This is a genomic window from Microbacterium sp. dk485 (assembly GCF_004570445.1).
GTDB lineage: Bacteria > Actinomycetota > Actinomycetes > Actinomycetales > Microbacteriaceae > Microbacterium > Microbacterium wangchenii.
Genome location: NZ_SPQW01000002.1, coordinates 1,232,313 through 1,245,073, shown reverse-complemented (window position 1 = coordinate 1,245,073; position 12,761 = coordinate 1,232,313). Strand labels below are relative to the sequence as shown.

Annotated in this window: 10 protein-coding genes; 7 read left to right on the top strand and 3 right to left on the bottom strand. The window is 68.7% G+C overall.

Annotated features, from left to right (window positions below; translation table 11 throughout):
* Positions 1 to 7 precede the first annotated feature (7 nt).
* On the bottom strand, positions 8 to 2,353 hold the full coding sequence (locus tag E4V99_RS16930) for an FAD-dependent oxidoreductase (RefSeq protein WP_245233225.1): 2,346 nt from the start codon (positions 2,351 to 2,353) through the stop codon (positions 8 to 10).
* Positions 2,354 to 2,363: 10 nt separating this feature from the next.
* Positions 2,364 to 3,089 (bottom strand): helix-turn-helix domain-containing protein, encoded by a 726-nt coding sequence (locus E4V99_RS16925; RefSeq protein WP_167747747.1) that lies wholly within the window; start codon positions 3,087 to 3,089, stop codon positions 2,364 to 2,366.
* Positions 3,090 to 3,195: 106 nt separating this feature from the next.
* On the opposite strand from E4V99_RS16925, the gene E4V99_RS16920 reads away from it, so the two are divergent.
* Entirely contained in the window at positions 3,196 to 4,227 is a 1,032-nt protein-coding gene (locus tag E4V99_RS16920; RefSeq protein WP_135065154.1) for a LacI family DNA-binding transcriptional regulator, read from the top strand.
* Positions 4,228 to 4,247: 20 nt separating this feature from the next.
* Positions 4,248 to 5,285 carry a LacI family DNA-binding transcriptional regulator gene (locus tag E4V99_RS16915; RefSeq protein WP_135065157.1) on the top strand — a complete coding sequence of 346 codons (1,038 nt, stop codon included), beginning with the start codon at positions 4,248 to 4,250 and terminating at the stop codon, positions 5,283 to 5,285.
* 22 nt (positions 5,286 to 5,307) lie between these two features.
* Here the strand turns inward: E4V99_RS16915 and E4V99_RS16910 are convergent, their stop codons facing one another.
* Positions 5,308 to 6,243 carry an acetylxylan esterase gene (locus E4V99_RS16910; RefSeq protein WP_167747748.1) on the bottom strand — a complete coding sequence of 312 codons (936 nt, stop codon included), beginning with the start codon at positions 6,241 to 6,243 and terminating at the stop codon, positions 5,308 to 5,310.
* Between the two features lie 248 nt (positions 6,244 to 6,491).
* Here E4V99_RS16910 and E4V99_RS16905 point away from each other — a divergent pair, with 248 nt between their 5' ends.
* The 5 genes from E4V99_RS16905 to E4V99_RS16885 all read left to right on the top strand — a co-directional run bounded on the left by E4V99_RS16905 (position 6,492) and on the right by E4V99_RS16885 (position 12,760).
* Positions 6,492 to 7,775, top strand: coding sequence for an extracellular solute-binding protein (locus E4V99_RS16905; protein ID WP_167758144.1), 1,284 nt, complete (start codon positions 6,492 to 6,494; stop codon positions 7,773 to 7,775).
* Positions 7,776 to 7,852: 77 nt separating this feature from the next.
* Complete coding sequence (locus tag E4V99_RS16900; RefSeq protein ID WP_135065166.1) at positions 7,853 to 8,689, top strand: sugar ABC transporter permease; 837 nt, start codon at positions 7,853 to 7,855, stop codon at positions 8,687 to 8,689.
* On the top strand, positions 8,689 to 9,528 hold the full coding sequence (locus E4V99_RS16895; RefSeq protein ID WP_135065169.1) for a carbohydrate ABC transporter permease: 840 nt from the start codon (positions 8,689 to 8,691) through the stop codon (positions 9,526 to 9,528). Before E4V99_RS16900 ends, E4V99_RS16895 begins: the two co-directional genes overlap by 1 nt.
* 3 nt (positions 9,529 to 9,531) lie before the next feature.
* Positions 9,532 to 11,586: a beta-galactosidase gene (locus tag E4V99_RS16890; RefSeq protein WP_135065172.1), complete on the top strand. Its 2,055-nt coding sequence runs from the start codon at positions 9,532 to 9,534 to the stop codon at positions 11,584 to 11,586.
* A complete protein-coding gene (locus E4V99_RS16885) occupies positions 11,576 to 12,760 on the top strand; it encodes a cellulase family glycosylhydrolase (RefSeq protein ID WP_167758143.1) in 1,185 nt (394 codons plus the stop codon). Before E4V99_RS16890 ends, E4V99_RS16885 begins: the two co-directional genes overlap by 11 nt.
* Position 12,761: the final 1 nt, after the last annotated feature.

Sequence of the window (12,761 nt, the reverse complement as noted above, 5' to 3'; positions counted from 1 at the left end):
CCCGACGTCAGTAGCAGCGGATCTCCGCGATGGACGCGGCCGGATCGCCATTCGTCGCCAGGACGATCAGCCGGATGCTGCGAGCCTTCGCCGCGGTCTCGAGCCGGTGGACGCGCCGCCACTGCGTATTCCCCTCGACCCGAACGGCCTCGACGCCTTCGACCTCGATCACGTAGTCCTTGGCGGTCTGCGGCTCGACGTAGAACGGTGGAGTGCTGTGGACGTCACGAAGCAGTGAGCCCGGGAAGGTGACCTCGACGCGCTCGATCGGCTGCGCGTCCTCCCAGGCGAGCTCCAGCCATTGCGGCAGTCCGGCGCCGGGATCGCTCCGCCACGTGGCCGTGCTGGTCGTCGGCCGGGTGACCCCGGACAGCACCTCGGCGGGTGCGAAGGCGTCCTGAGCCGGGGCGGCGCGGTAGGCGAAGGAGGCATGCAGATCGCGTAGCCGGGTGGGCGAGAGGCTGCGGCTCGCGAAATGTCCGGGCATGACGCCTCTGGCGTAGCGCCAGCGGAGCCCGGGTGCGGGCGCTGCCGTCTCGATGCGCACCCAGCCGGGCGCGAGGTCGGCGAGATCCACCCGCCAGTGCGCCCATCGCGCGGTGCCGGGGACGACACCGACCGAACCCTCGGCGAGCACGCTGTCGCCGCCCTTCCGGTTGTCCCACACGTGGCCCACGCGGACCAGGCGCAACGGGAGGCGCAGGTCGGCGTCGCCGGTGTTGTCGAGGCAGAGCGACACGGTATCGAGCCGGCCATCGAACCAGAGCAGCTGCGCGACCTCCCCCTCGAGCCCGTACGCCCCCTCCTCGGGGAGGTTCGCAAGCTGTTCGAACGGCGCGGGGTCGGTCGGCGACAGGCCGTGCATGAGCTGCCGGGACGACGCCGAGGCGGTGGCCGAGCGCGCGCGGTCGGAGTCGTCGTGATTGCGGACGCCCGGGATGAACGCGCCGCCGCGCAGCAGGCGCTGCTGGACCTCGCGCACGGCCGGGCCGCCCTCCGCGGCCTCCGCCGCCAACTCCGGAAGCGTGATGCCGCGCTGAGTCATCACCGCGGCGGCCACGCCTGCGGCCTGCCCCATCGATGCCGTCGTCGCCATCACCCGCACGGAGCCGAGAGCGGCCCGGGTCACGCTGATGCAGCGTCCCGCCAGCAGCAGATTGTCGACATCGCGCGCCATCAGACTGCGCAAGGGAATGCCATAGGGGCGCACATAGATCTTGCTCGCGTACTCGGAATCCTCCTGGTAGCGCTCGGCCGCCGACGGTTCCGAAGTCTCCGCGAGCAGTCCGCCCGGCGTGTGCAGATCGATGCCCCAGCCGCCGTAGCAGACCGCATCGGGGAACGGCGTGTGCGCCTGGACCTCCTGCTCGGTCAGCCAGTGGCGGCCGAACACGCGTCGGCTCTCGCGCTTGCCGGGCACCTGGCCGACGAAGTCCAGCGCGAAGTCGCGGCAGCGCTCCCTCATTTCGGGATCCCGGTTCTTCATCCAGTCCCACACGCCCAGCGCATACCGGGTGAGCTCGTGCCTGATGGTCTCGTTGTCGAAGATCGTGTGCCACGGCATCCCGATCTCGATCCACCAGAACCCGCCGTGCGGGTCGTTGGGCACGCGGCCCTGCTCGTAGAAGTACGACGGGTCATCCAGTCGCACTGCCCACTCGGGTGGCGTGAACGGCGCGGGCCTGCCGACGTCCTTGGCCCGGATGTGGATCGAGTTGCCCATCGTGGCGGTGCTGGGCTGCTCGGGAGCGTGAGCCTCGCCGTGCTCCGCGCGGGATTCGCTGCCCATCCGCCAGCCGCAGCCGGCCCGGTCGGCGATGAACGCATCGCCGGTGCAATCGATGAACAGGTCGGCGGCGAGCCGGAGATCGACCTCGGCCGACAGGGTGCGGGCTCGGAGGGCGGTCAGCCGGCGGCTGGGCGCGCAGGCCTCGCGCTCGTAGTAGCCCTTCTCGGTGTGGGGTGCACGATCGACCTCGTCGGCGCCCTCGAGCTCGACTCCGATGACGCTGGTGTTCAGATGCAGCGTCAGGTTCGGTTCCCGTATGCAGAAGTCGTAGAGCACCTGGTCGAACACCGAGTTGGTCCAGCCGTTCTCGTTGATCGGCTCGTGATTGCGGCGCCGTTCCTCGCTCAGCAGCTCGGCGATGATCCCGGTCTCGCGTGCGAACGAGTGATTGTGTCCTGCGCCGTGGACGGTCACCCGCATCTCGCTCGAGGCAACGCCGCCGAGCACCGGACGCTCGTGGACCAGGCATGTGCGCAGGCCCTCCCGGGCGGCGGCGATCGCGGCGCACACACCCGCCATACCGCCGCCGGCCACCACGAGGTCGAATGACTGTTCTCTCAGCACGATGGTTCTCCTAGATGAGGGCACTGCGGAGGTGTTCGGCGCCGCGTGCGAGGTGCTCGCGGACGAATGCATCGGCGTCCCCCGGCGGACGCGGACCCACGAGGGCGAGGGCGAGTGGCGCGCGCCCCGGCACTGTGACGGCGACCGCTGCGGCCAGCACGGAGGGATCGCCCCAGGCGTCGATCCGGAGGACGCCATCCTGAATCTGGGCCCGCGCGCGGGTGAGGCAGCTCTCGGGGTCGGCGGGCGTCCCCGGCGTAGGTCGGTCCCACCCGTAGCGGCGCGCCGCCATCGACAGCACCTCGACGGCCCGTGGCGCCGGCAGATCGAGGAGCAGGCGGAGCCCGACGACCGACAGGTGCAGCGGGTAGCCACCCGCCACTGCGGATGTCGTCCGTCCGTGCTGGGACTGGTGCAGGTACAGCACCTCGTCGTGGTGCAGGGCGGCGAGGGTGGCCTGGAGTCCGGTGTCGCCGGCGAGCCGTTCGACCGGCGCGAGAGTCGCGGTGATCTCCGTCAGTGACGACGCCGACCGTCCGGCAAGCGCGAGGAGGCCGAGATCCGCAGCGAACGAGTGGTAGGTCGGCTTGCGGAGATATCCGTGCCGAACGAGCACGCCGAGCGTGCGCGAGACCGAGGACACGTGCAGGCCGACACGCTGCGCGATCGAGGTGGCCGTGAGGGGGTGGTCCGCCTCGGCGACGATTCGCAGGATGTCGAGTCCGGATTCCAGCACACCGCGAGCATATTGCGTTGAGCGCAATATCGCCAAGCTCATCCCGTCCGCGGTACGTGTGCCGATGCGACCCGGCGCCGACGGTGGGCGGTAGTACCCTCGGCGTATGTCAGAGCGTCGCCGACGGGTCACCATCAACGACGTCGCCGCTCTCGCGGGAGTCTCGAAAGGGGCCGTCTCGCGTTCGTTCAACGGCGCCTCCCGGCTGCCCGAGAGCACGGTGAAGCGCATTCATGACGCCGCGGAGCAACTGGGCTGGCGGCCCAACGCGGCTGCGCGTGCCATCCAGGGCGCCCCGGCGAGGACGATCGGGTTCGTGGTCCGCCGCGACCCCGCGCTGCTCGGTTCCGACCCGTTCTTCCCGCTCTTCCTCGCGGGTGTCGAGCGAGTGCTCTCCGCTCACGCGTACGGCATCACGATCCGGTTCGTCACGAGTGAGGAGGAGGAGACCCGCTGCTACCGCGATTGGGTCGCGGAGAGCCGCGTGGACGGCGTCATCGTCTCCGACCTGCGCGACGGCGACCCGCGGTTCGCGCTGCTCGACGAGCTCGATCTGCCGGGCGTCATCGTCGGTGACCCCGGGCGTGCGGTTTCTCAGCCGGCCGTCTATCACACCACCGACGCCTCGATCCGCGAGCTCGTCGACGGGTGGGTCCAGCGCGGTCACACCCGGATCGCGCACGTCACAGGCGACCCCAACCTGCGGCACACGCTGCGCCGGCGTGCGATCTGGGCCGACGCCCTGGCCACGCACGGGCTCGGCTCCGACCTGTTCGAGACCGGCTGGTTCACGGAAGACGGTGCGAAGGTGGCGACCCGCGCTCTTCTGGCCGCTGCCGAACCGCCGACTGCGATCTTCTACGCGAACGACATCATGGCAGCCGCAGGCATGGGGGTGCTCGCGGACGCGGGTCGCACAGTGGGTGGAGACATCGCCGTCGCCGGATTCGACGGAATCCCGCTGGCGCAGTATCTCTCACCACCGCTCGCGACCATCGTCTGCGACTTCGACGAGCTCGGCGACGTCGTCGGCGGTGAGCTGATGACCCTGCTCTCAACGGATGGATCCGTCCCGCCCGTGACGACGCTGGCCGGGCGCTTCCTCCCGCGTGCGTCATACGAGCTGCGGGCCGAGTGACGGCGGGTGCGCCGAGAATCATGTCGACCCCCAGACGTCGCCGGGTGACGGCGCAGGATGTCGCAGACCTCGCGGGCGTGTCGAGGAACGCCGTGTCGCGGGCGTTCAACGGCGGTTACCGCCTGCGCTCCAGCACGGTCGACCGCATCATGGAAGCGGCGGATCAGCTCGGCTGGCGACCCAACACCGCCGCCCGCGCGATCAAGGGTTCTCCGGCGCACACGATCGGGTTCATACTCAGGCGCGAGCCGGATCTTCTCGGGGCGGACCCGTTCTTTCCGCTGTTCCTTGCGGGATTGGAGCGGGTGCTCTCGGAGCAGGCGTACGCCCTGACGATCCGCTTCGTCTCGGATGAGACGGAGGAAGAGCTCTGCTACCGGGATTGGCGAGCCGAACGCAGCGTCGACGCCTTCATCGTGGCGGATCTCCGCGACGCCGATCCGCGGTTCGCCTTGTTGGACGAACTCGGCGCCTCGGCGATCGTGATCGGCGATCCGCCGCCGGGGGTCGAGATTCCCGCCGTCTTCCACGACTCCGACGACTCGATTCGCCATGCGCTCGACGGCTGGATCGCTCGGGGCCATATCCGCATCGGACACGTCATGGGGGATCCCGCGCTGGAACATGCGCGGCGGCGCCGAGACATCTGGGCAGGCGTCCTCGAGCGGCATGGGCTGCGCTCCGATCTGCTCGCGGTGGGGGGGTTCACCGAGTCGGGTGCCGAAGACGCGACGCGCGAGATCCTCGCCGTGGACGAACCGCCGACGGCGGTGTTCTACGCCAACGACGTCATGGCGGCGGCCGGCATGCGCACCATTGCGGAGGCGGGGCTGCGGGTGGGGGAGCAGGTCGCGGTGTTCGGGTTCGATGGCATTCCGCTCGCCCCGTACCTGTCGCCGCCGTTGGCTACGATCGCGTGCGACTACGTCGAGCTCGGCGAGATCGCGGGGCGGATGCTCCTGGCGGGCCTCGAGGCCGAAACGGTCGGGCCCGTCCGGCGGACTCTGCCTGCGCGCTTCGTGCAGCGGGCGTCCTACGGAATCGGTCCGCAGCGCTGACAGGGCCGGGGTGCTCCGGCGATCAGGTCCGAGCGAGGAAGTCGCGCTGGGATGCTCGCAGCGCCTCGGCCTCCTCCGGCGCGCCGGGGTGGTCCATGTGCCCCGTGGCGCGCACGAAAACCTCTCGCTCGCCGCCGAGGCCGTTCGCGATGGCGAACTGTCCTGGCGGCGGGACGGCAGGATCGGCGAGGGCAGGTGCGACGTGAGTGGGGACGGTGATCATCGTCGCGGCGGTGGCCGCGTCGAAGTATTGCAGGACGTCCATCGCCTCCGGGTGCGCTTCGACGTGGCGACGGACCGACTCGCCGCTGCCCGTGCACGGCAGCGTGACGCGCACCGGGTGATGGCCGAAGCTCGGGATCGACAGGCATGCGGCCGAGATTCGATCCTCCCAGGGGAGCGCGAGGGCGCCGATTCCGCCCCCGAAGCTTCCGCCCACATACGCGACGCGGCCGGCGACGGCCGGGACGAGTTCGGTCAGCGCGCTCACCGAGCACCACACGTCGGCCGCGCACCCTCCGTGCACGTAGGTCTCGCGATCGGCGATCCCGTGGAGGACGTGCCGCTCGGCGACCGCCGGGATGCCGTCGGTGAGGCTTCGGGCCCCCATCCCTCTGGCGCAGGCATACAGCACGGCAGCGTGCTCGACGGGCGCGACGCGCTCGGGCTCGAGCCGTCCGCCGTATCCGTGGCTGACGACCAGGCCGCGCTCGACCCGCCCGTCTGCGGGGAGGGTGAGCCAGCCGCCGAGGCGCAGCCCGTCCGTGGTCGAGAACTCGACGTCGTACAAGCGCGTTGCCGGCGGAGCGGGCTGTGCGCTCGGGCGAATGACCGGCATCGGGCGGATGTCGCGGGCCTGCGCATATCGGGCGCCCCAGTACTGCGCGAAGTCCGCGGGGGCGTTGGGGGGTCGGATGGCGAGGAGGCTGTCGATCGTGTACCCGTAGGTCGGATCCATGGCACCCATCCTGGCCCACGAGCGAGGCGGTCGATGGTGAAACGATCGCACATTGCGAGGATCTGGTAAACCGTGTAACCTCACTGCCGTACCAGTTGCAGTTCCCAGCGACGATATTGTCCTGGCGCCGAGCGCCGCGGATGCCTCGCCGCGACCAAAGGCGCGCGCGGCAGCCGGGGTTCCCCGATCCGCATCGCGTCTCCGTTTTGCAGCACGCGAAGACGCGTGCAGGACCAGGAGGAGAGCACATGAGAAGGCACAAGAGGCGCTGGGCCGCAATACCCGCGGTGATCGCGGCGACGGGACTGCTCGGGGCATGCGGCACGACTGCAGAGCCCGCGGCGGAGGGCCCGGTGACGATCGAATACTGGTCTGGGCTGCAGGGGACGGATGTCCTCGTCGAGGAGTGGAACGAGGCGAACCCCGATATCCAGGTCGCTCTGTCGACCTCGGACGGCTCCTGGGGCGAGCAGTTCGCGAAGCTCATGGCCGCGCTCCAGTCCGGAGACGCGCCGTGCCTCATGCTCATGCCCTATGACTACATCCCGTCACTGCTCGTAGCTGACGCGCTCACCGAAGTCACCGACGAAGTCGCCGGCTACGAGTCCGACTACCTCGAGAGCACATGGGAGCTGGTCAACTACGCCGGGGCCACCTACGGCGTTCCGTCCGGCAGCGGCCCAATGGCCATGTACTACCGCGCCGACAAGTTCGCCGAGCTCGGCATCGATGTCCCCGCGACGTGGGAGCAGTTCGAGCAGGCGGCGCGCGATGTCTCCACCAAGGCACCCGGTACGTACCTGATCGGGCTCGGTGGCGACTCGCACACCGACTTCATCTCCCTGGTCGGGCAGAAGTCGGACCCGTGGTTCGAGATCTCGGATGACGCATGGAGCGTGGATATCACCAATCCCGAGTCCGAGGAGGTCGCGGACTACTGGCAGCGACTGCGTGACGAGGGCCTCCTCAACATGACGAACCGCTGGGACCCGACGTTCTACAACGACCTGAGCGAAGGTCGCCAGCTCGCCGTCATCGGCGGCGCATGGCAGGCGCCACTGCTGGCCGGGAACGTCAGCGGTGGGGCCGGCGAATGGGCCATCGCCCCGATGCCGAACTGGACCGAAGGCGACGTCGCCTCGTCCTCCAATGGTGGCGGCGCGCAGTTGGCCATCAAGGGCTGCGAGCACCCTGACGAGGCCATGCAGTTCGCGAACTGGCTGACCACCGACATGGACGCGATCCTGAGCCTGAAGAGCTTCCCCGCGATGAAGACGGACGAGATGTCGACGCCCGACGAGGTCAAGACGTTCTTCGGTGGAGCGGAGATCAACCAGGAACTCGCCGAGTACGCACTCGCGATGCGCCCGTGGCGGTACTCGCCCACGTGGACGGAGGGCATGACCGTGCTGGGCGACTCCATGTCCGCGTTCAAGGACGGCTCGGGCACGCTCAGCGATCTGCTCGCGACGCTCGAGGCGCAGCAGATCGAGTCGATGAAGGCTCTGGGCATCTCGGTCACCGAGCCGTGACACGCCGCACCCCGGGCGGGACCGCCTCGCGGCGGTCCCGCCCCCCGCTCGCATTGACGGTCCTGGTCGGACCGTTCGTGATCCTCTTCCTGGTGGTCTACTTGATCCCGCTCGGCTACTCGCTCGTTCGCAGCGTGTTCCGCAAACAGACGTCGGGAATCGGGATCGGCCCGCCTACGGACGTCTTCGTCGGCCTCGCGAACTACGTGGATGTCGTGACCTCACCGGTCTTCTGGGAGGGCATCCTCCGGGTCTTCGGTTACGGGCTCATCCAGATCCCCGTGATGCTCGTCGTCGCGATGGCGATCGCGCTCCTCATCGACTCCCGTGCGGCGAGGGGCCGTGGGGTCTTCCGGCTCTCGAGCTTCCTCCCTTACGCGATTCCCGGCATCGTGGCGTCGCTCCTGTGGGCGTACCTCTATGTTCCTCAGCTGAGCCCGGTCATCCAGCTGGTTCAGTCCTGGGGGTGGGACATCGATCTGCTGGGAGCTCCGACCGTGCTGTTCTCGATCGCGAACATCGCCATCTGGTCGTGGGCCGGGTACAACGTGATCATCTACACAGCCGCACTGCAGTCGATCCCGAAGGAGGTGATCGAGGCAGCGCAGATCGATGGCGCCAACGGCTGGGTTCTGGCGATGCGGATCAAGGCACCGTTGATCCGGGGTCCGATCGCGCTGACGGCATTGCTGTCGACCATCGGCTCCATCCAGCTCTTCAACGAGCCGGTGGTGTTGCGAACCATCACCACCGCTATCGGCGCCGAATGGACACCGATGATGCTCGCGTACAACGCGACGTTCGCTGCCAACAATTTCGAGCGCGGTTCGGCCATCTCCGTGCTGATCGCGATCATCGCCGGCATCCTCGCCATCGTCTACCGCAAGCTGTCCACCCGAGGAAGTGAGTCCTGATGCACAGGCCCGCATGGAGCAGCCGGCTCATCGTCAACGGGGTGCTGGTGCTTACGGCCGTCTACTTCCTGTTCCCCGTGTGGTGGCTCCTGGTCTCGGCGACGAAATCGAACGCCGACCTGTTCTCCTCGAACGGCTTCTGGTTCGCGGAGATGAACCTCATCGAGAACATCCAGGCCGTCTTCGCACGCGACGGAGGCCTGTACCCGATCTGGTTCGGGAACTCCGTCGGCTACGGATTGGCCGCGGCGATCGGTGCCACCATCACGTCGGGCGCGTGCGGTTATGCGCTCGCGAAGTTCCGCTTCCCGGGAGACAAGCTCATCTTCGGCGGCGTCGTCGCGGGACTGCTCATCCCCGGCGCCCTGCTCACCGTGCCCCTCTATCTGGTGGCGGCGTCCGTCGGTGCCACCAACACGATCTGGTCGATCATCATCCCCTCGATCATCAGCCCGTTCGGGGTGTACCTGTGCCGGGTGTACGCGGAAGGCGCTGTGCCGGACGAGATCATCGAGTCCGCGCGGATGGACGGAGCCGGCGAACTCCGCATCTTCGGGCAGATCACCGGGCGGATCATGGCTCCGGCGCTGGCCACCGTCGGTCTGTTCAGCTTCGTCGGTGCCTGGAACGGGTTCATGCTCCCGCTCATCATGCTCTCCGACCGGAGTCTCTATCCGGTGACGCTCGGGCTGTACGCGTGGCAGGCCGACAAAGGCGCGGCGACGTACAACCTGATCCTGGCCGGCTCACTGCTCACGGTCATCCCGCTGGTCATCGGTTTCTTCCTGATGCAACGGTTCCTGCGGACGGGCCTGACGCTCGGATCTGTGAAGGGCTGACACATGATCTGGTACGGCTGCGACTACAACCCCGAACAGTGGGATGCTGCGACGATCGATGAGGATCTCCGCCTCATGCGCGAGGCCGGGGTGAACCTCGTCACCCTGGGCGTTTTCGCCTGGGCGATCATCGAGCCGGCTCCGGGCGAGTACCGGTTCGAGTGGCTCGACGACCTGATCGACCGCCTCGGCGAGGCGGGAATCGCGGTGGACCTCGCGACGGCGAGCGCGTCGACGCCGGCGTGGCTCGGTGATCTGGATCCGGAGCTGGCGTCGATCGACGAGTACGGCCGACGCAGGTCCGGTGGCACCCGCGGGCATCATTGCCCGAGCTCGGCGGTCTACCGGAGCGCGTCGCGGCGTTTGACGGCCGAACTCGCTCGGCGGTACGCGCTGAACCCCACGGTGGTCATGTGGCATTCGGGGAACGAGTTCGGCGGCGCCGCGGCATGTTTCTGCGGCCGGTGCCGCACGCAGTTCGTGGGTTGGCTGCGCCGCAGATACGGAGAGCTGGATGCGCTCAATGACGCGTGGGGCACGGCCTTCTGGTCCCTTCGATTCGGAAGTTGGGACCAGATCCAGCCGCCCGGGGCCACCTCCGACTTCGGCAACCCGGCACAGTACCTCGACTGGAATCGGTTCCGATCCGATCTGCTGCTCGGCCAGTTCACCGCCGAGCGCGACCTGATCAAGGCGGTTGCTCCGCACGCTCAGGTCATGACCAACTTCATGGGGCTGTTCCACGGTCTCGATTACTGGAAATGGGCGCGTGCGGAGGATCTCGTCACCGACGACACCTATCCCGACCCCAACGATCCGTGCGGTGCGCGCGATAACGCGCTCCACATCGACCTCATGCGCTCGCTGGCCGAGGGCAAGGAGCTGATCATCCTCGAACAGGCCGTCGGCGCGGTGCAGTGGCGAGACGTCAACACGCCCAAACGCCCGGGGCAGTTCCGGCTGTGGTCGATGCAGGCGGTCGCGCGCGGCGCTCAGGGCATCTGCCAGTTCCAGTGGCGGGCCTCGATTCGTGGCGCCGAGACGTTCCACTCGGGCATGGTCGGCCACGCGGGGCCGGTCGGGCGGCGCTGGGCCGAGGTCGTCGGGCTCGGCGGCGATCTCGCGACGATCGAGACCGCAGTCCGCGACCGCGTGGATGCCGGCGTGGCCATCATGCTGGACTGGAACAGCCTGTGGGCCCGGCGCGAGGTGCACGGCCCGGACGCCGACGCACCGGACGGCGAGCTGCGCCGATGGCACGCGGCGTTCTTCGAACTCGGCATCGCCACCGACTTCGTCTCGGTCGACTCGGACCTCGACACCTATCGTCTCCTGGTGCTCCCGAGCCACTTCCTCGTCTCCGAGTCGACGGCGCAGCGCATCTCCGCGTTCGTCGCGGCGGGCGGTCATGTGGTCGGCACCCATCTCACGGGTGTGGTCGATGACACCCTCGGCGTGCATCTGAGCGGGTACCCGGGACCGCTCAGCGAACTCTTCGGGGTCCGGGTGCTCGAGCACTGGCCGCTCGCTGAGATCCCGTCCCCCGCTCCGGGTGCGGCCCGGATCTCCGCGGCGGTCGGCTCGCCTCACCCCGGCCGGCTCGTGCGCCGTGACGGTGAGGGCGAACTGGCCTACGCGCGCTTCGCGGAACACGTGCAGCTCCTCGACCTCGAACCGCGAGCGGAAGCCGTCGCGACGTTCATCGGCGGCGATCTCGAGGCCGCCCCGGTCATCACGAGTCGCGCACACGGCGCGGGACGCGCGACGTACCTCGCTGCCTCACTGGATGAGGCGTCGCTGATCGCCACGGCCGGCCGGCTCGCGGCCGATGCCGGGATCGGCCCGACGCTGCCCGACCTGCCGCCTGGAATCGAGGCGGTCCGTCGTGGGCGATACCTGTTCCTCCTCAATCACGGCGACCTTGAGCGCACGGTCGACGTCACCTCCGCTCATGTCACCGATCCGGCGGACGGCCGAATCCGCGTCGCGCCCCGGGACGTCCGCATCATCGCCCTCGCCGCGGATGACGGGCACGAAGGAGAACGACATGTCGGTTGACTGCCGGTTCGGAGCCAACTACACGCCCTCGAAGGCCTGGCTGTACGGCTGGATCGACTGGGACGCCGCCTCGATCCGGCGCGACCTGGAGGCGATCGCCGGGCTCGGGCTCGACCACATCCGACTGCAGTGCCTGTGGACGTACTTCCAGCCCAACCGCACATTCGTGAGCCCCACGATGCTCACGCGATTGACCGAAGTCGTGGAGATGGCCGCCGAGTGCGGTCTCGATGTCGTCATCTGCGTGCTCAACGGGTGGATGTCCGGCACCTTCTTCCGTCCACTGTGGCAGCGCGAGTCGACGAATCTGTTCACCGACCCCGAGGCGCTCGACGCTGAGCGGCGCTTGATCACGGCGGTGGCCGGCGCAGTCGAGGGCCACCGGAACGTCCTCGGGATCGACATCGGCAACGAGCCCAACGCGCTCGCGTCGTACCGCGGGAACGATGTGACGCGGAGCGAGGGCGACGCGTGGGCAAACATGCTGCTTGAGCACTCCGAGCGTGTGATGCCGGGCGGACTGCACACGATCGGCGTCGACCATATGCCGTGGCTGCGCGATGACGCGCCGTTCAGCCGTGAGCACCTCGGGGAAGCGGGTGCGGTGACGAGCATCCATTCGTGGGTCTACTTCACGGGTGCGCTCGAACGCTATGGCAGGGACGGCACGGGGACGCTCCACCTTGCCCGGTACCTGATCGAACTGGGCCGGGCGTACGGTCGGCCGGTCGGCCGGCCGGTGTGGTTGCAGGAGATCGGCGTCTCCACGGAGTGGGTTCCGGACGACGCGCTGCCCGAATTCGCGGCCGCGCTGCTGCGGAACGCCCTGATCGCGAAGCCGTGGGGTGTCACCTGGTGGTGCTCCCACGACATCGACCGTTCACTCACGGGCTTCGACGAGCTCGAGTACGACCTCGGCCTGCTGACCGTGGACAATCAGGTCAAGCCCGTGGGCGCCGCGCTCGCGGAGGTGATCGCGGCGCATCGCCGCGGTGCGGCGCGCGACCCAGGCGACTTCGCCCGTCCCCGGCCGGAGCTCGTGCTGCCGGAGGGTCAGGTGCCGGACCTCGCCTTCGCGGACGGCTATTTCGATCTCGTTGCTCGCGGCGAGGATCCCGTCATCGTGTGCGAGAAGACCGCGATCGTCCGGTCGAGCCGGGGCTCGCAGGTTTGAC